Raw genomic sequence first — 17,566 nt, 5'->3', positions numbered from 1 at the left:
ACCTTGATTGGGTACTGCTCGTTATCGGCGGCATCATCGCCTACTGGTGGCTGTTCTGCTGGAAGGGGTAGATATGTGGAAGCAGCAATAGAGAATGCCATCAGATCGGTTGCACGGCAGTGCAGGACAGAAATCATAAAGGCCACTGCCGGTATACCTAAAACTAAGCACGACCCCATCATTACAAAAATCCTCGATCGCTACGCAAAAAAATAACCGCCCTACCGCCTAACTCGTTTTCGGCTAAGCGGTGGTTGAGCTATTTCGTCAGGCAGATCGACAAAGAGATAAGAGGCCAACTATGAATGATATAAAAATCGATGTTCCTCCTGTGCTGATAAACAGAACGGCTATCCAGCAAATGCTCGGCGGAATATCGAGAACGACCTTTTACCATCGCCGCAAAGCATGGAAACAACAAAATACGCCATTCCCACCCGAGGTAAAGGAGTTGTCAGCCCCTAAAGGTGGCGCACTATTCCGATACCAGGACGTGATTAAATTCTGTCAGGACATGGGGCTGATTTCATCGACACACATTTGAATCTTCGCCGCCCAAAAATCTGCCGCCTCTATCTGCTCGCGTATGTAATCATGGTGGTCATATACCGCGAGCATCCCCGCCATTTTATGCCCAAGTATCTTTTCTGACACATGCGGTGCAATGCCGAGTTCTGCCATTTTTGTCTTTACGGTTCTGCGCAGATCATGCATTGCCCAATCAGTCACGCCCATCACCCTGCCTACCTGATCGGCCATCGATAAAAGAACCCCTGCGGACATCGGCCTGTCGGTCTGAATAGTTGCCGGGGGGAATACCTGGCCAAGCTTAGGATAAATATCAAACGCTTCTCTTAGCATGGTCACTGCTGCGTCAGAAATCCCCCTCACGAACCGGCGCCGGGTTTTAGATAATTCCTCCCGTATTGCCCACGTCTTTCTATCCAAATCAAAATCCTGCTTTTTAGCCATGCGCAGCTCTATACCGCGGCAGCCAGTAAGCAAAACTAATTTTATAAATAGCTTATTCTGGTATGCGAGCTTGGATGAATCGACAGCAAGCCAGAATAGTCCTATCTCCTTATCGTTAAGGAATCGGTCAATAGTTCGGATTGGATCGCCAACATCGGCGACTGACAATGGAGTCAGGACGTTCCGGATGATTCGGTTACGCCGTAACGAATAGTTAAAAATCTGTTTCATCTTGACCAGCATCATGCCAGCCATCACCGGTGCGCCATTTTCCCGCATTCGCTTAAAGACTGATTCCCAGTGTGCTATCTGCATCTCATCGACTGTCATTCTTCCAACATATGGCGTGACATGCAGGTCAAACATCCTTATCCAGTAATCATACTTAACCAGCTTTTTAGCCTGGGGACTTTCTAGCCACTCGCTTATGCAGTCACTAACACTCGGGGCCTGAATTTTTTCGTTCATTGCCATTTTACGCTGAACCGACGGATCTCGCCCCTCACTGACGTGGTAGCGGCACACCTCAACAGCATCCCTCGCCTCTTTTAGTGACATAGTTCCATAGGTGCCGATCTTCATGCGCTGTAATTTCCCAGCAAAGCGATAGCGGTACTGAAACGAAACTAGCCCCTTAGGGCTAACCCGGACAGATAATCCATTCGCGTCAGGAAGTTCAGTCGGGCCATCGTAGGGTTTGCCGACTATTTTTCTTAGCTTCGTGTCATTCAGCGCCACAACATTACTCCGGCAAATTTGGTACGCAATTTGGTACACAAATATTAACGCACGGAATAGAACAAAGTGAAACAGGCATAAACAGGCATAGTGACGAGCATATTGATGGTTAGTGGCTTTCTGCTAGGATTTAGAACGGAGATGAACGAGTCGGAATGAGGTGGATTGCTTACACGACAGATCACATGTAACAGTATAATTTAGTTTAAATTCAATTTGTTATATGCGCTATCCGACTTTACCTTGCCTGATATATACACTCATATGTACACAATTCGTTTTGTATCTATGGTGTGACGCAATAACTGACAAAACATAGTAACACTCACAATATGTGATTATCCACCCGCAGAAGTGGGAATGTTGATATCCCTGCCCTTTAGTTTCTCAAACGCTCGGTCGCACACTCTTTTTTTTGATAGCTAACTAAGATTAAATGCATTTAATTCCCGATTTTGACGTCGGAATATTCACACTAAAGCTAAATAAAGGCTAAATCTCCGGTTCTGGATCATTGATTTGTCTGGCAACGAGCAATAGTATTTCAGGGTTAAAAGAGGCATTTAATATGAAAAATAACCCCCTACTGTTACAACCTCGAATTGCTTAACCGGTGGTGATGATTTGAACGTGTAATCACTGCCACTAACTTACGTTCGTGGCTCGGATGTTTTTGAAAAAGGAATTAGACCATGCAAGATAAACATTGGTCGAAAACAGAGCTACTTCACCAAACGGTGAAAAATCCCAATATCGTCATCAAAGGAACGCACAGCTATTACAGCCATTGCTGGGACGACGGTTTTGAAAAATCGGTTGTTCGTTATTTGCACGGTGATGCCATTAGCCAACAGTGGGAACCTCTCGGAAAAATTGACCAACTGATCATCGGCAATTATGTATGCATAGGCGCTGAAGCCGTTATTTTAATGGGGGGAAACCATACTCACCGTATTGATTGGTTCAGCTTCTATCCTTTCATGGAATCTATCACTGAATCTTATCAACATCGAAGTGATACAATATTGAGCGATGGCTGCTGGATTGGTATGAGGGCTTTGATTATGCCCGGAGTTACCGTTGGTGAAGGTGCCATTATTGCCGCAGGCAGCATAGTCACCCGTGATGTCGCCCCCTATACAATCGTTGGTGGAAATCCAGCTAGCGCAATAAAGACCCGCTTTTCTGAGGAAATTATTCGCCGTCTTTTAGCACTGCAAATCTATGACCTATCAGAGCAGGAAATTAGCAAAATCATACCGTTGCTATCAGGCAATGACATTGAATCTTTGGAACGAGCGATTAAAGCGCGACGAAATTCTCACAACCAAGATAAACTTGACGTAATAGCCTAGTTTCTGGCTCCGCGGTGAAGAATTTTCAATCTTCACCGCTGCTTTACTTTCATCACATATTTATTTTAAAACTGACAAATCTGCATCACTACAATCTGCATTCCAGCCGACTGGATGTGAGAACAACCACGTCCAGTATTTGCGGCTATACTGAAGGCGCTTCCCGCACCCGCGGTGACTAGCGACAGCACGATAGGAAAACAGCCCACTATTCAGGGAGTAACAAATAATGAACATTCATACTTTCATCATGTTGGCAGCCAGTGGGCTAAATATTGTTAGCGTTTTAGTTTTGATTTATGGCGTGGTTAAATGCCTGTTCGCATTTATAAAAAACGAACTGCAGCGCGGCGAATCAACTATTCAACGTATTCGACTGGAATTGGGGGGATATCTGTTGCTGGCACTGGAAATATTAATTCCGGCAGATATTTTGAAGACGATTATTGAACCCGATTACAAGGAATTAATCATACTGGCTTCTATTGTCGTGATTCGAATCGTACTTTCCATTTCTCTCAGTAAAGAGCTGAAATCCTTGAATGCTGAAGAATAGCTAAGTATTCGGCGATGTTTCATACTCCCGAGCCGATAGTTTACCTTGAGTTTTAGCAATTGCCTAAATTCCAATTCGCCGACTGGAAAGCAGACAAGAGTGCTTATTTCTTCCTAAATAATTCCTCCGCGCGTTTAACTAACGGTAGAACGGTAGACAGAAAATTTCTTGGTTAAGGGTTTCAACATCTCTGCATCTCCGTATAAAGCTACAGCAACAAAATCCAATTTTTCAAAGTTTGTGTTCGCCGTATCAGAAATTTGCTGTTCTGCTGAATGCGAAAGCATCGTCGTGGTGAAAAAATTATACAAAACGCCCTGCTCCTGGCATTTCAGAATTAAGTTGCTCAATTGGCTACTGTTTTTTGCCTGTAATATCACCATAGGGTAGTGGCTCATATTTGCGCTGATTCCCTCTATAGCGCTGGGGTAATGATGAAATTCACGCTCGTCGATCAAATCTGTTATTCCTGCGGTTAAATGGCAAGCCGCGTTTAACAGAGTCGGAGTCTCGCAGGTACGGTTTAAAATAACGTAAAATTTCTTTTCATTGTCGTTGTACATGTATTGCCTCATTTAACCCAAAAACCCGCAACTACCTTGCATATTCAATAATCCATCCCCAAGATACCGGTGCTGCTTTGCAGCAGCTAGGTGTCGCCAAACTGGAATCTTGTGGTTATACACTAAAATAACCTTCCTGTGGTTGCGCTCAGTCAAAGCCACGGGCATTAAAAACTTACCCTTTTAATTCATAAGCCAATACAATAGCTTTAGCAGCAATGAGTTATACATTCACCAAATGTATTTATGACTCATATCGATTCAGCGAGTATGATGTACTTAGGACGCACACACTTAAGACACGATGTGTTTTTTTCAGGGACGTTTACCTCACCTAGGAGGACTATTTCTTGCAGCGACAGTCGGTTTCATCTTCGAGAATTCACTCAGTTGGGTATGACCCAGAGAGTCATGTATTGGAAATACAGTTCTGTGGTAATGATATTTATCAGTATGTTAACGTGCCAATACGGGTTTATAACGACTTTATGTCTGTGGTGTCTAAAGGGCGTTTCTTTGATGGCGTGATCAAAGATAAATTCCTCTGTCGAAAAATCACCTAGCCGAAAATTTGGTTTTAACGCTCAAAACCATCCATTCAATCCTCAGGTTCATTTCGCCAGTACCAGATGTTCGTTCTTCAGTTCAGTTAATCGCTAAAATTGTCAGTGGAAGCACCCGCCCTTCCACTGTTTGTATTTTTGTACCTAGCCATGTGCCACGGCTGTTATGTTGCTAAAAATATAAAGGTTTCTACGATGGTTCTTTCTCTGCGAAAATGAAAAGCAACAACCGATAAATCAAAGCCAATCGCTATTTTTACTACGTTATCCTTCGCCACTGGATTTATTCCTTACGCTCATTTAGTTGCCAATAGTAACGCAGGACGATTCCCTCCTTGCGTTTGTGGCAGGTTATCAGCCTTCTATTGGCGAGTTTTTTCAACCGATATTCTATTTTATAACGACTAATTTCCTGTAGGCTCCTCATTACATCCTGCACGCTATATTTGTTCTGTGGATACTTCTGAAAGAGTTGTAAAATAGGTCGTTCAATGTCTTCTGGTGTGTTAGTCATAATAAATAAAAATAATGTTTTGCCTCTAACGGGCATAATACAGTCCATTGCTACACAAAGTATCAGTAAGAACGAGACTTACCTTGATTCGGTGTAAATCCTGCCCAATATTTTCGCGAACTAATAATCTGAATTAATGATGACCTTCTCACCAAAATTACCATTTTTAGGCATAGGTTTATTGGTAGAATTTAAGGGGCGTAACACACGGATACCTTCTGCGCCCGCAGCTCTCGCATCAGCAATATCATTATCGGAATCTCCATAGAATATCGAGATGTTTTTTTCCTTCATATGACTCACTTTTGCCCCATCGCCAATCCCGGCAAATATCACTTTATTTAACCGATTATCAGGAATATTAAAGTCCTGCTGTAAGATTTTTGTCACCGCTTCCTTCCCGGAGGATGGCATTGGTCGACCGGTGATAAAGTACACCCGGTCACCTCTTGATAAGTGCATGTTTAGCAAGGCTGCGCCTGAAATTTTTGGCACAGAGAATTTGTCCCATCCGTTACTGACTTCATCCCAAAATTTGGGATTCTTTAAAAAATCAAAACTATCTGGAGAGTAAATCATTTTCCCATAGAAAAACGCCGGGCTGGAATAGAGCAAAGTGTCATCAATATCAAAACCTACACTAATAGACTCTCTCCCTTTCAAACTCGCAGAAATTTGCTCTACAGAGACCCAATGAATAGGATATTGCGCCTGTAATTGGGTCAGCGTTGCACCTGGGAAAATATCTGTCGATGGTGCTGATATTGCGGGCTGAATACTACAATAGCTGCTAAAAATTAATACTAATGCACTCAGCGTTTTTGTTCTTTTCTTCATCTTAGCTGCCTTACCGTTGTTTTAAGAATTAACTCATCCCTTACCTGTTCTATTATCTTCAGTCAGTTAGATTAAAACGCGAGCAGCTTCAAGTTTTTGTGGTCAACATATTTGTTGCATAAGGATAACTGTGAGCGTCATCGCATAAAAATATATCATGGTTGGTTAATTTACTGCGGAAATAATTTTGTATAACAAAAAACCAGGGAAGAAGATGAAATCTAAATTATTCAATTTGAAATTATTTGCAGTGATAGTACCTTTGATATGTATAGTGCAACCGGCTGGTGCGGCGGAGCTTTACAATAAAGATGGTAACCGTATTGCGCTTTCTGGCTCTTTTAAGGTTCGCCATTATTTCTCCGATGATAAAGGTTTTGCAGGCGACCAATCTAAAGTCAAATTTACCTTAACCGGCGACACCAAAATTAACGATACCCTATCTGGATATGCCCGATGGGAATATAACGTCAAAATGAATCAGGCAGAAACTACGGGGACTAAGAAAGATACTACGCGTATTGCTTTTGCCGGATTGAGCTTCGGTGAATACGGTTCTTTTGATTATGGTCGCAATTACGGAATATTAAACGATATTAATGGATGGACCGGCGCAGTTATTCCTGTATTTGGCGGACAGAGTTACGATAATACCGATAACTTTATGACCTATCGTACCAATAATGTAGGAACTTACCGCAATCGCAATCTGTTCAATTTGGTTGATGGACTAGATATCGGACTTCAGGTTCAAGGCAAAAACGACGGTTGGAATAATACTGAAGATCAAACAGGTCCACGAACCAATAACCCCCGCAGCGTAGCTAACCAAAACGGCGATGGTATGGGATTATCCGCAGTGTACACGCTGGATAATGGCCTCAGTTTCGGTGCGTCTTATGCCACATCGAAACGTACCGATGAGCAACAGTTGGATCATCGCGGTAAAAAAGCCGACGGTTGGAATGCCGGTGTGAAATATGATGCCAACAATATTTATCTGGCCGCCATGTACGCGGATGTGCGAAATATGCACTATGTCGGTAGAAAAGATGGCTTTGCCAACCAAACTCAGGCCGTAGAGTTTGTCGCACAATATCAATTTGACTGGGGTTTACGTCCATCGATCGCCTATCTACAGGGACGTGGCAAAAATCTCGAAAGCGAATTTGGCGACAACAAGAATATGGTGAAGTTTATCGATCTGGCCGCAACTTATGATCTGAATAAGAATATGGCTGTGATCGTTGAATACAAACTCAACTTGTTGAAAGACAATGAGTTTACTCGTGCTAACCGTATCAGCACCGATGATGTGTTAGTGACTATGTTGAATTACCGCTTCTAACACATTTAATCTTCCTGTAGCTATCAATCGCCGCCTATATTTAACACCCTGTAATATAAGCGGCGATTTCTTATCTGATGCGAGTCCAATAGCTTTCAAAGACGAAGCAAACCGAAGGCGATAGCGTTATTGAGTTAAAATAACTAACAGTTCTTCTCCATCCAGACGGGTAATTCGTTCACCTTCCAGAAAACCGACTAATTCACCATTATCGCCATGAGTATAAACTTCATAGCCATCAATTCGGTAAACTGGAGATCCTTCTAGTAAACGAATATATGCATCACCTTCGATGTAATATTCACGTTCACCGCTCGCATTTTCGATTTCATAACGTTGGTCGAAAGGAAACTGCTTCATAACTACCCATCCTAAAAAGTGATTTCTAACCCAATGATGCCAATTCGAGCCTCATTTATAAAGATACAGGCTGCGATTATTATCATAAGAAGTGGAACTTGCCTGAATTACGTACAAAAATATTCAATTTTGAAGGTGCTGGCAGACAAATTCCCTCGACTTAAATCAATCGTTCAGATAATCATCAAAAACTCAACGATTGATAAACGTACTCAATTGTCATTTGCATTACTGATGCCTTATTTATTACTCTCCTTACCTTACTCGTGAATGAGAACCGTGAAACGGATTCTTCGCGTATTCTTCCGAAAACTTTTGCTGACATAATGATGAAAATTTTTAACTCGCTTTTTGTTCTTTTGATCCTTGCTCTTTCCGGTTGTACCCAGTGGGAAAAAGGTGGTGCTACACAGTTAGATCGCGAAAGAGATTCCGCTGAATGTAAAGCTATTGGCTACGAGAGACACAGTCCCGATATCGTGACTGATTTTGAATTCTCTTATCAGGATAAATACAAATCCTGTGAAAAGGGTAAAAATGGCTGTGACAAGGGATATCGCTACGAGAAGGAGCCGGAATTTAAAACGGTTCAAAAAGATCGTAATGCATCAGCTCGCAATGCCGTTATCGATGCCTGTATGTATAAGAGAGGTTGGCATGAGCAGACCCACTACTGGCCTCCTTTCTAATCTAACCATAGTTAATCGCTTGGGTTAATCACCCCATCAAGCCCTCTTTCCGAGGGCTTCGATATAAGATAATTTGTAATTAAATCACTGAACCTTGTCATCTTCCATATTGCTATTACACAAAAAGCTGCTCATAATGGGTTTCCGTTTCCGTGTAGCAATGGTCACTGGAACGCCGCCTCGACTGTTTATGCAGCCGAGGCGTTTTAATTTTATAACGTATAGGCTTTTTACCAGCTCATCGCGTATCGGCATGTACGTTTTGATAGCCTATATCGCTTATGGCAAAATCATTTATTTACTATCGCCATTCCCCACTGCAACCGCTCTATCTATCAGCAAATTAATGAACGATCATCTTAACCACCTTTCCACCTTTATCCATATCACAACGAAACGGCTTTTAGCTCGCTCCATGAAGTGTGCTATATGCAAAAATCACTCGGATAAAAAGTGAAATAAGCACAACTATTTAATCCCACTTTGAAAAATAGATTTATTTTAACTTTATTAATAAACATTAAATTTAGTAGTTACTTATTATTGAATATCGCTCAATGGCATCACCAGAGGTTACCATTTACTTATTCATCTAAATTTATCACAGAAAATTAAGCGTACCCAGGATAAACAATAGCTTTCACCGAACAATCATGGCCTATTGATCTGAAGAACCGATTTTTATCTTATTGATTTATTTGTCATCATTATTCTAATTACACAAGGAAGTGAAAATGTTTAAACGTTTATGGCGTGAACTATCTGGGATTTGTATTCCTTTATCGTACTTAGCGATTTGCCTCACCATAATTATAATAGGATGCTTATACGCCATTAGTTATCAGATAATGGTTTGCTTTTGATTCTCATCCAGAATACAAGGGTGATGTTTTAATAAAAAATGCATCCTCTGCATTACACCTTTAATTGAGCAAATTAAATATATATATTTCAACAAGTTATAAATCATGAACAAAAGCGCTCGATGTCATCAGTTTTTATTCCCTATTTTTTGTCTAGTATTAAATGACTGCATTAGTGAAAGGGATAAATCATGAATAGCATTGAAGATGACCTAAAAGTATTTCACCGGTATTTTTTACGAACACAAGTAAAAAATATGGAAATAAAAGGTTGGTTTCATCGTTTTATCTACATCCCTGTAGGTGAAAGAGTGAAAATATTGGATGAGTTACTAAGACCTTATTCAGGGGAAAAACCGTAACTATCTATGCATTTAACTAATATTCATTTAACTATGATATTAAACGCCGTGATATCTGCAGTTTATTGAAACACAGATATCAACGGCGTGATCGTTTCATCATTCTATTTATAGAAAAACCAAGCAGTGACAATCAAACTTTCAACCACCTCGAAAATAGCCACGCTTTCAATTGGCTCTGCGCTTAAACCATAGATTCTTTCATAATCAAAAACTTTATTCCCCAGAACCGAACGCGAAATTAGCTCTGCTCTTAACTCGGCCTTATTAAAACGCTGAGTACGATAGAACGCCTCTAGCTGCATTTTACCGACAATTGATGGTTCTAAAGACGGCATACGATAGGCAATAAAATCTTCACTAAAGTTGACTGAAAATGCAGCTAAATCGTGAGCATTATAAGCATAAAACTGGTTTTCCACCGGTGTTAATAGGTTAGACATCACAAACCTCAATTGAATTATTATTCTTAATACTTGAAATTATATTCAATAAGCATCGATGTCAATCAACCGTTGGGGAACTCGTAAAACCGTGTTCTCTTTTCTCCTAGAAATAGCCAATAAAGATTATTTATTTAATGAATTACGTAAAAAATGCCGCCATAAATGGCGGCATTTTGGGGATTGATTGGAAACATTTAGTGGGACAAGTGAAATGTCCAAACGTACATTTCTATATATTATAATCGCTTACGCAACGCGCTTTCAGCACTGAAGAACCACAGCTCAGGTAATCTCTGAGGATAAAAACGGATTTCATAAGTGTCTTTTAAGGGTGCCAGACGCCAACGTGGACGAGGCTCTCTTTTCGGTTTCAGGAAACGCAAACGCCCACGGGAACGAGCAGCCTGGCGATCCAAAACCCAAGCAGCCGAAGCAGAAAGTGGCTGGCGAACATATTCGTCTTCGACGCTGATATCACAAATACACACAAAAGTACCCTTCCCCGAAATTGATACAATCTTATGATTATTCGACATCTTTGGCGGTGAACCAACTACCGAACTGTCGAGCTTTGATCCGGATCACACAACAACAAACACCGATCTTCTCTCCCTATCTTCTTTATGCGCCTTTACTCATAGAACACATCAATGCAAGATGGGTTTCTTATGCAATTTTTGTCTTATTTTGAGACAAGATAGCAAGGTAATCCCCAATTTGGTTTTTAGGGATATTACTAATTTGTGGAGTTTGATTGATGTTAAGTATTTTTGAGTTATTTAAGGCAATTGGTTTAGGGCTAGTGTTGCTGCTTCCCTTAGCTAACCCATTGACTACTGTCGCCTTGCTCTTGGGACTATCGGGCAATATGACCACTGAGGAACGGAATAATCAGTCTAAAATGGCCTCGATATACGTCTTCTTTATTATGACTATTTCGTTCTATGCCGGTCAGGTCGTGATGAGCACCTTCGGTATTTCTATACCCGGACTGCGAATTGCCGGTGGGTTAATCGTCGCATTTATTGGTTTCCGTATGCTGTTCCCTCAGCAATCGACCGAAGATACTCAATTGGAAGCCAAATCACAGGATTTAAAGAAGCGTAACTCCGTTAACATCGCCTTTGTCCCTCTGGCCATGCCTAGCACCGCCGGGCCAGGTACTATCGCCATGATCATCAGTTCCGCCGCGACGATGAAAGACCATACCGATTTTACCCCCTGGGTATTGGCCGTGGCCCCGGTATTAACCTTCCTCGCCGTATCCCTGATTTTGTGGGGATGCTTGTTGAGTTCAGGCGCCATTATGCGCTGGATAGGGAAAAGCGGCATTGAGGCTATTTCCCGCTTGATGGGATTCTTATTAGTTTGCATGGGTGTTCAATTCATTATTAATGGTGTACTGGAAATTGCTTCAACCGTCCATCCCGCTATGTAAAAAGTCAAAGCCCCTGATTGGACTGCGCGCAACCTAGTCAGGCGCAGTCCAATCAGGGGCTATTTTTAAAAAAGTGTTTGTTTTATTAAGACTTCTCCGCCGGTGCCTGCGCCCCAAAAATAGCAGCTCCTGTCGGAATTTGAGTAAATTTGGCAATAATCTCGTTATAAGTATCCTGTGGCTGCAACTGGGCAAATTGCGCCGGATAGATAAATTTCGCCAGATACTCCATCCCTACAATGTTATAGGGATGATTATAAAAATTGTGATAAACCCCGTATAACCGATTCTCTTGAACCGCCGAAATTTGCGCAAAAGCAGGACGCTGTTTTAATTTGGTAAAGGCAACATCCACCTGATTTTGTGTCACTTCATAGCCGAAAGGTACTGCCGCATTATTCTTACTTGCCCACTGCGAACCGGAGACAATATAGGCCGCTGGTTTCAGCACGATAACCTTTTCTAGCGAGACGTCCCCTGTGGCTCCCGGTAATAAATCTGAACCGATATTATGTGCTCCTACAGCCTCAACCAGTGCTCCCCACCCGACATGTCCGTGAGTAAAGCAGCATGATTCTACCCCGCCTAAACCTGCCTTAGCTTCCACAAACACCAGCGGTTTTGGCTCAATGCTGCGAGTTTTGTTGATAATATTTTGGTAATGCTGCTGATAGAAATCAGTATATTGCTGAGCCTCAGCTTCTCGATTTATCACTTCCCCTAACAGGGTGATACTTTTAGGCGTATTTTCCAGTGGCTTGAGGTTGGTATCAATAAAAAGCACAGGGATGTTGAGTTGTTTGAGTTTATCTAACACGCCAAGGTTGATTAATGAACTCTTAGAACGAAGCTGGGCTACCATTAAGTCTGGTTTTTGCGCAATAATAGCCTCCAGATTAACTTCGCCTTTGTCGCTAAATCCCATATCCATTATTTTTTCTGCCTTAGGCCATTTGCTGCTAAGCAGATTCCAGGTGGTACCATCGCTTTTTTTCAGCAAATTATTCCAGGCCACCAGCCGTTCAAAAGGATCGCTGCGATCCAGCAAAGCCAATGTCAGAATATCCCTTCCGTCTTGCATCACAATCCGCTTAGGCTCTTGCTTGAAAGTGAGCCTCTGCCCATCGGTATCAGTGATCGTCACCGGATAAGTCGTTGCCAAGGATGAAGTAGAAAACAAAGAGGCACACATCAGTGCCGTCAGGGAAAGCGTTAATCGCACGTTATTACTCCTTGGCAAAACACAGCAAATTATTATTTCAGTGAGGAAAAACACTAAATGATAACGTGACGCATTAGCAATGAATTAATGAACGCAATAAGGGGTAAAGTGCAAAGGAGTGTAAATATCAGAAATTAAGGCGCGGGATGAAACAGAACAAATTGACCAATGAAGATAAACGCTAACCGATGAAATACTGCCTGCAAGATGCATCGGTTAGCGATTTAATCTGTTATTCCGTCATCGCTCGGTAGGCTGTGTCCACCTTCCATAAATAACGAGGGGCCTGCGGTGCTGGGTGCTTAGTCTGAATATGTTGATAGAATTCGTTTGGGCTGAGGCGGTTTATTTTATTTAGCGCCAGCTTTTTGTCAGAGGAGAAGGTTCTCAGCATCGCGCCTGCGCCGTTTGCATAAGAAACAATGGTGGCATAACGTAATGTTTGAGGATCGCTGATTCCGACCAACTGCTGGTTTTGCAGAATATTAATATAGGCGGTGCCAATATCGATATTGACCGCAGGGTCTTTCAGCTCCCGAGAGCTGGGTTGCCCGTTGCGCCCTTTCATACGGTAGGCGTCGCGCCCAGCGGTAGAGGCTTTAATCTGCATCAGCCCAATCGCATTGGAGGTGCTAACGACCTCAGGATTATAGCCGGACTCAACCTGAATAATGGCTTTGATCAAGGTTTCATCAACACCGTAATGGCTGGCGGCCTGCTTTATATACTCGTTATAAGCGACGGTTCCACTATCACTTCTGGCACTCGGATTGAACTTCCCCTGCTGCGGCGGCTTCAACCAGCCATTTTTCGACTGTGTTGGAGGGGTCTGTTTAGCACACCCAGCCAACAATAATATTGCCATCAGGCAACCTAGTTTTGGATTCACAGTATTCCCCCACTCTGGTAGGCCGTTTTGTAGCATATACAACTTATCATCACGCCAAAATATATTTTTGGCACATTTTGCCGATTATCAACATAATAATCAGGTGATATAACGTAACTATCAGTAAACTTAGCTTTATTGTATGGTGATACTTGACTTAAAACCAAATGATATTGATAATCATTTTCATTTACAAAAGGGAGCATCGCCATGTTATATCAGTATAAAAAAACCTCTCTGCCTGCTTTGACCTACACCGGGAACATGTTTTTACGCCGTTTTACCCTGTTTGCGCTATTGGCATTATTCTCATTTGTCAGTGCTACCGCGTTCGCCACAAATAATCCGGCCTCCGAAAAGAAGTTTAAGGTCGTAACGACGTTCACGATCATTCAGGATATTGCGCAAAACGTTGCCGGAGACGCCGCTATCGTCGAATCAATTACCAAACCGGGCGCTGAAATTCATGATTACCAGCCAACGCCAAAAGATATCGTCAAAACTCAGTCAGCCGATCTCGTGCTCTGGAACGGGATGAATCTTGAGCGCTGGTTTGACCGCTTTTTTGAGAATGTAAAAGACGTTCCATCCGTCGTGGTCACCGAAGGCATTACACCGTTGCCTATTCGCGAAGGGCCTTATAAAGGCATTCCTAACCCTCATGCATGGATGTCACCTACCAATGCTCTGATTTATGTTGAGAATATCCGTAAGGCTCTGGTAGAACACGATCCGGCTCATGCGGAAACTTATAACCGTAACGCTAAGGCTTATGCAGAGAAAATCAGCGCGCTGGATGCGCCATTGCGCGCGCGTTTAGACAAAATCCCAGCGGGTCAGCGTTGGTTGGTCACCAGTGAAGGTGCATTCAGCTATCTGGCGAAAGATTATGGCTTCAAAGAAGTGTATCTGTGGCCAATTAACGCAGAGGAGCAAGGCTCCCCACAGCAGGTTCGCCGGGTTATTGACACCGTTCGTGCCAATAAAATTCCGGTCGTATTTAGCGAAAGTACAATTTCGAATAAACCCGCCAAACAAGTCAGTAAAGAAACCGGCGCACAATACGGCGGAATGCTTTATGTTGACTCATTGTCGAACGCGACAGGCCCGGTACCGACTTATATCGACTTGATCAATGCCACCGTGAACACGATTGCGAAAGGATTTGGCCAATGAGTAATACGGATTTTGTCCGCCCTGAACTGATAGTCGATGATGTTTCTGTTACTTATAACAACGGCCATACGGCTATCCACAATGCCAGCTTTACCCTGGACGGGGGGACTATCTGTGCATTGGTAGGAGTGAACGGCAGCGGTAAATCAACCTTATTCAAAAGTATTATGGGTCTGGTTAAACCCACCGAAGGCAGCGTTCAATTGAGCGGGAAACCGGTTATTCATGCACTCAAACAAAATACCATTGCCTACGTGCCGCAGACCGAGGAAGTAGACTGGAATTTCCCGGTATTAGTGGAAGACGTCGTGATGATGGGCCGTTACGGGAAAATGAATTTTCTGCGAATCCCCAGCCGTCAGGATCGGGATATTGTAAACAAAGCCATTGAACGCGTGGGATTAACCGCGCTGCGCTCGCGGCAAATTGGCGAACTCTCCGGCGGGCAAAAGAAACGAGTGTTTCTTGCCCGGGCACTCGCACAACAAGGTTCGGTTTTACTGCTAGACGAACCTTTTACCGGCGTCGACGTAAAGACCGAAAATGCCATTATCGATCTCTTGCGTGCGCTGCGTGACGAAGGGCATCTGATTCTGGTGTCGACTCATAACCTGGGTAGCGTGCCAGAATTTTGCGATCACGTTATTTTGATCAACCAAACCGTACTCGCCGCGGGTCCGACTGAAACCACTTTTACCCAAAAGAATCTGGAGATGACTTTCGGCGGCGTCCTGCGCCATATCAACCTCTCCGGTCCCGATCTGCACGATGATAACGATCCGCGCACTGTGACGGTGATTACCGATGATGAACGTCCGGCGGTATTCTATGGTCACACCAAAGATAGCCCGCCGGCGCAGCGTCAGCAAAAGGAGAAAAGAACCTAATGCTGGAAATTCTGTTACAACCCTTTAATTACAACTACATGGTGAAGGCTATTTGGGTCAGCGCCATCGTGGGAGCGGTCTGCGCCTTTCTTTCCGCCTATCTGATGCTCAAAGGCTGGTCGCTGATGGGCGATGCACTTTCCCACTCTGTGGTACCGGGGGTGGCTGGAGCCTATGCTCTCGGCCTGCCTTACGCCGCTGGCGCATTCTTTACCGGTATGCTGGCCGCGCTGGCCATGACGCTGGTGCGCCATATCACACGGCTGCGGGAAGATGCCATTATTGGTTTTATTTTTTCAACTTTCTTTGCCGTGGGGCTGCTGATTGTTTCCCTCAACCCAACGTCGGTGAACGTTCAATCCATTATTTTCGGTAATATTCTCGGTATCGCCGATGAAGATGTATTGCAGGTCGAAATTATCATTCTGGTTTCTTTCGTTATTCTGTGCATGATTTGGAAAGATCTGCTGGCGGTGTTCTTCGATGAAAACCATGCGATGTCGATCGGGATTTCTCCTTTACGATTGAAAATTCTGTTCTTCACCTTGCTAAGCGCCTGTACCGTGGCAGCATTACAAACTGTCGGAGCTATTCTGGTGATAGCCATGGTCGTCACCCCTGGCGCCACAGCTTATCTACTGACTGACCGTTTTGGTCGCTTGCTAATCATTGCCATCGCTATCGGCGCGTTAACCAGCGCTTTCGGAGCTTATCTCAGTTTCTATCTGGATGGAGCAACCGGCGGCGTCATTGTGACGCTACAAACGTTAGTCTTCCTAGTGGCGTTTGTCTTTGCCCCCAAACACGGCCTGTTAGCAACGCGTTTTCGCACTCGCCAAAAGCGCAACCGCACGGTAAAACCACAGGGAGATAGCCTATGAATACGCTATTTACCCTGATCAGCGAACCTTTTGCCTATCCCTTTATGCAGCGCGCCATTCTGGCAGCAGTCGTTACCGGCGTAGTGTGCGCCGTATTGTCCTGCTATCTGGTGCTAAAAGGCTGGTCGTTGATGGGAGACGCGATTTCTCATGCGGTATTACCCGGCATCGTGCTGGCATTCTGGCTAGGAATTCCTTTAGCCATCGGTGCCTTTGTTTCCGGTATTTTTTGCGCGGTAGCCACCGGTTATTTGAAAGATAACAGCCGGGTGAAAGAAGATACCGTGATGGGCATCGTTTTTTCAGGCATGTTTGCCTTTGGCATCGTGCTATTTTCCCGTATGGATACCGATCAGCATCTCAGCCATATACTATTCGGTAATATGTTAGGTATTACGCTGGATGAACTGAAACAAACCCTATGGATTGCGTCGATAACGTTGCTGGTCGTGTTGCTGAAACGCAAAGATTTCATGCTGTATTGCTTCGATCCCAATCACGCCAGAGTAATAGGTTTGCCAGTTAAATTGCTGCATTATGGTTTGTTGTGCCTGTTAGCCATGACTATCGTCGCTTCTTTGCAAGCCGTCGGGGTCATTCTGGTGATCGCCATGCTGATTGCACCGGGCATCATTGCATTTATGCTATGCCGCAGCTTCGATAAAATGCTGATGGTGGCAACATTGGTGTCGGTTATCGCCTGTGTGTTGGGCACCTTAATCAGTTTCCATATTGATGGAGCAACCGGCCCATGCATCGTTATCGTTCAGGCTTTATTCTTTGTTGCAGCGCTGATATACAGTCATTTTAAACCGGTTAAACGCACCCTTCCTCCGGTCAGAGTAAGACAACATAACGCTGACGGTGAGCCTAAAACTAAGCTGCTATAATTATCCCACGCGTACTT

The 17,566-nt window shown here is 43.5% G+C and carries 20 protein-coding genes; 11 read left to right on the top strand and 9 right to left on the bottom strand.

What is annotated here, in order from left to right; genetic code table 11:
* The coding region (locus AD970_RS19970) for a hypothetical protein (protein ID WP_209429083.1) at nt 1–182 on the bottom strand (182 nt) is incomplete at its 3' end.
* Nucleotides 183–507: 325 nt separating this feature from the next.
* Nucleotides 508–1,710, bottom strand: a complete 1,203-nt coding sequence (locus AD970_RS14915; RefSeq protein WP_049600678.1) for a tyrosine-type recombinase/integrase — start codon at nt 1,708–1,710, stop codon at nt 508–510.
* A gap of 692 nt (nt 1,711–2,402) precedes the next feature.
* Between AD970_RS14915 and AD970_RS14910 the strand changes: the two genes are divergently transcribed.
* Nucleotides 2,403–3,065: a CatB-related O-acetyltransferase gene (locus AD970_RS14910; protein WP_049600675.1), complete on the top strand. Its 663-nt coding sequence runs from the start codon at nt 2,403–2,405 to the stop codon at nt 3,063–3,065.
* Between the two features lie 229 nt (nt 3,066–3,294).
* Nucleotides 3,295–3,621: a DUF1622 domain-containing protein gene (locus AD970_RS14905; RefSeq protein WP_072080663.1), complete on the top strand. Its 327-nt coding sequence runs from the start codon at nt 3,295–3,297 to the stop codon at nt 3,619–3,621.
* A 134-nt stretch (nt 3,622–3,755) separates the two neighbouring features.
* Here AD970_RS14905 and AD970_RS14900 read toward each other — a convergent pair whose 3' ends face one another.
* On the bottom strand, nt 3,756–4,184 hold the full coding sequence (locus AD970_RS14900; protein WP_049600672.1) for a DUF2000 family protein: 429 nt from the start codon (nt 4,182–4,184) through the stop codon (nt 3,756–3,758).
* Between the two features lie 350 nt (nt 4,185–4,534).
* Between AD970_RS14900 and AD970_RS19005 the strand changes: the two genes are divergently transcribed.
* Complete coding sequence (locus tag AD970_RS19005) at nt 4,535–4,747, top strand: KTSC domain-containing protein (RefSeq protein WP_072080662.1); 213 nt, start codon at nt 4,535–4,537, stop codon at nt 4,745–4,747.
* Between the two features lie 634 nt (nt 4,748–5,381).
* On the opposite strand, the gene aphA is transcribed toward AD970_RS19005, so the two are convergent.
* On the bottom strand, nt 5,382–6,098 hold the full coding sequence (aphA, locus tag AD970_RS14890) for an acid phosphatase AphA (RefSeq protein ID WP_049600667.1): 717 nt from the start codon (nt 6,096–6,098) through the stop codon (nt 5,382–5,384).
* Nucleotides 6,099–6,312: 214 nt separating this feature from the next.
* Here aphA and AD970_RS14885 point away from each other — a divergent pair, with 214 nt between their 5' ends.
* Nucleotides 6,313–7,446 (top strand): porin, encoded by a 1,134-nt coding sequence (locus AD970_RS14885; protein ID WP_049600665.1) that lies wholly within the window; start codon nt 6,313–6,315, stop codon nt 7,444–7,446.
* 126 nt (nt 7,447–7,572) lie between these two features.
* Here AD970_RS14885 and AD970_RS14880 read toward each other — a convergent pair whose 3' ends face one another.
* The gene (locus tag AD970_RS14880; RefSeq protein ID WP_049600663.1) at nt 7,573–7,806 is read right to left on the bottom strand and encodes a hypothetical protein; all 234 of its coding nucleotides are present in this window, start codon (nt 7,804–7,806) and stop codon (nt 7,573–7,575) included.
* Nucleotides 7,807–8,132: 326 nt separating this feature from the next.
* On the opposite strand from AD970_RS14880, the gene AD970_RS14875 reads away from it, so the two are divergent.
* Together AD970_RS14875 and AD970_RS19705 are read left to right on the top strand one after the other, a co-directional pair.
* A complete protein-coding gene (locus AD970_RS14875; RefSeq protein WP_235786944.1) occupies nt 8,133–8,495 on the top strand; it encodes a hypothetical protein in 363 nt (120 codons plus the stop codon).
* A 1,054-nt stretch (nt 8,496–9,549) separates the two neighbouring features.
* Nucleotides 9,550–9,720, top strand: a complete 171-nt coding sequence (locus AD970_RS19705; RefSeq protein ID WP_157045546.1) for a hypothetical protein — start codon at nt 9,550–9,552, stop codon at nt 9,718–9,720.
* Between the two features lie 104 nt (nt 9,721–9,824).
* Here the strand turns inward: AD970_RS19705 and AD970_RS14870 are convergent, their stop codons facing one another.
* Nucleotides 9,825–10,163 (bottom strand): nuclear transport factor 2 family protein, encoded by a 339-nt coding sequence (locus tag AD970_RS14870; RefSeq protein WP_049600660.1) that lies wholly within the window; start codon nt 10,161–10,163, stop codon nt 9,825–9,827.
* Nucleotides 10,164–10,402: 239 nt separating this feature from the next.
* Entirely contained in the window at nt 10,403–10,654 is a 252-nt protein-coding gene (locus tag AD970_RS14865; RefSeq protein ID WP_049600658.1) for a hypothetical protein, read from the bottom strand.
* Between the two features lie 269 nt (nt 10,655–10,923).
* Between AD970_RS14865 and AD970_RS14860 the strand changes: the two genes are divergently transcribed.
* Complete coding sequence (locus AD970_RS14860; RefSeq protein ID WP_049600655.1) at nt 10,924–11,604, top strand: MarC family NAAT transporter; 681 nt, start codon at nt 10,924–10,926, stop codon at nt 11,602–11,604.
* 85 nt (nt 11,605–11,689) lie between these two features.
* Here AD970_RS14860 and AD970_RS14855 read toward each other — a convergent pair whose 3' ends face one another.
* Both AD970_RS14855 and AD970_RS14850 read right to left on the bottom strand, forming a co-directional pair.
* Nucleotides 11,690–12,826: an ABC transporter substrate-binding protein gene (locus AD970_RS14855; protein ID WP_157045544.1), complete on the bottom strand. Its 1,137-nt coding sequence runs from the start codon at nt 12,824–12,826 to the stop codon at nt 11,690–11,692.
* A gap of 232 nt (nt 12,827–13,058) precedes the next feature.
* Nucleotides 13,059–13,715: a transglycosylase SLT domain-containing protein gene (locus AD970_RS14850; RefSeq protein WP_072080667.1), complete on the bottom strand. Its 657-nt coding sequence runs from the start codon at nt 13,713–13,715 to the stop codon at nt 13,059–13,061.
* A 210-nt stretch (nt 13,716–13,925) separates the two neighbouring features.
* Here AD970_RS14850 and AD970_RS14845 point away from each other — a divergent pair, with 210 nt between their 5' ends.
* Genes AD970_RS14845 through yfeD form a run of 4 tightly spaced genes read left to right on the top strand, consistent with a single transcriptional unit; the run spans nt 13,926 to nt 17,549 of the window.
* Nucleotides 13,926–14,891: a metal ABC transporter substrate-binding protein gene (locus tag AD970_RS14845; RefSeq protein WP_049600648.1), complete on the top strand. Its 966-nt coding sequence runs from the start codon at nt 13,926–13,928 to the stop codon at nt 14,889–14,891.
* Nucleotides 14,888–15,778, top strand: coding sequence for an iron/manganese ABC transporter ATP-binding protein YfeB (gene yfeB / locus AD970_RS14840; protein ID WP_049600644.1), 891 nt, complete (start codon nt 14,888–14,890; stop codon nt 15,776–15,778). Before AD970_RS14845 ends, yfeB begins: the two co-directional genes overlap by 4 nt.
* Nucleotides 15,778–16,659, top strand: a complete 882-nt coding sequence (gene yfeC, locus AD970_RS14835; RefSeq protein WP_049600640.1) for an iron/manganese ABC transporter permease subunit YfeC — start codon at nt 15,778–15,780, stop codon at nt 16,657–16,659. Before yfeB ends, yfeC begins: the two co-directional genes overlap by 1 nt.
* Nucleotides 16,656–17,549 (top strand): iron/manganese ABC transporter permease subunit YfeD, encoded by an 894-nt coding sequence (yfeD, locus tag AD970_RS14830; RefSeq protein ID WP_049600637.1) that lies wholly within the window; start codon nt 16,656–16,658, stop codon nt 17,547–17,549. The genes yfeC and yfeD overlap by 4 nt, the downstream gene beginning before the upstream one ends.
* Nucleotides 17,550–17,566: the final 17 nt, after the last annotated feature.

The organism is Yersinia nurmii, from assembly GCF_001112925.1.
Taxonomy (GTDB): domain Bacteria; phylum Pseudomonadota; class Gammaproteobacteria; order Enterobacterales; family Enterobacteriaceae; genus Yersinia; species Yersinia nurmii.
Note: the sequence above shows the minus strand (reverse complement) of the source record. Positions and strands in the feature narration are given on the sequence as shown.

What these genes read in the sequence shown, in the direction of transcription:
- AD970_RS14910 (WP_049600675.1), top strand. Translation starts at nt 2,403, where the DNA reads ATGCAAGATAAACATTGGTCGAAAACAGAGCTACTTCACCAAACGGTG.
- AD970_RS14905 (WP_072080663.1), top strand. Translation starts at nt 3,295, where the DNA reads ATGAACATTCATACTTTCATCATGTTGGCAGCCAGTGGGCTAAATATT.
- AD970_RS14900 (WP_049600672.1), bottom strand. Translation starts at nt 4,184, where the DNA reads ATGTACAACGACAATGAAAAGAAATTTTACGTTATTTTAAACCGTACC.
- aphA (WP_049600667.1), bottom strand. Translation starts at nt 6,098, where the DNA reads ATGAAGAAAAGAACAAAAACGCTGAGTGCATTAGTATTAATTTTTAGC.
- AD970_RS14885 (WP_049600665.1), top strand. Translation starts at nt 6,313, where the DNA reads ATGAAATCTAAATTATTCAATTTGAAATTATTTGCAGTGATAGTACCT.
- AD970_RS14880 (WP_049600663.1), bottom strand. Translation starts at nt 7,806, where the DNA reads ATGAAGCAGTTTCCTTTCGACCAACGTTATGAAATCGAAAATGCGAGC.
- AD970_RS14875 (WP_235786944.1), top strand. Translation starts at nt 8,133, where the DNA reads ATGATGAAAATTTTTAACTCGCTTTTTGTTCTTTTGATCCTTGCTCTT.
- AD970_RS19705 (WP_157045546.1), top strand. Translation starts at nt 9,550, where the DNA reads ATGAATAGCATTGAAGATGACCTAAAAGTATTTCACCGGTATTTTTTA.
- AD970_RS14870 (WP_049600660.1), bottom strand. Translation starts at nt 10,163, where the DNA reads ATGTCTAACCTATTAACACCGGTGGAAAACCAGTTTTATGCTTATAAT.
- AD970_RS14860 (WP_049600655.1), top strand. Translation starts at nt 10,924, where the DNA reads ATGTTAAGTATTTTTGAGTTATTTAAGGCAATTGGTTTAGGGCTAGTG.
- AD970_RS14845 (WP_049600648.1), top strand. Translation starts at nt 13,926, where the DNA reads ATGTTATATCAGTATAAAAAAACCTCTCTGCCTGCTTTGACCTACACC.
- yfeB (WP_049600644.1), top strand. Translation starts at nt 14,888, where the DNA reads ATGAGTAATACGGATTTTGTCCGCCCTGAACTGATAGTCGATGATGTT.
- yfeC (WP_049600640.1), top strand. Translation starts at nt 15,778, where the DNA reads ATGCTGGAAATTCTGTTACAACCCTTTAATTACAACTACATGGTGAAG.
- yfeD (WP_049600637.1), top strand. Translation starts at nt 16,656, where the DNA reads ATGAATACGCTATTTACCCTGATCAGCGAACCTTTTGCCTATCCCTTT.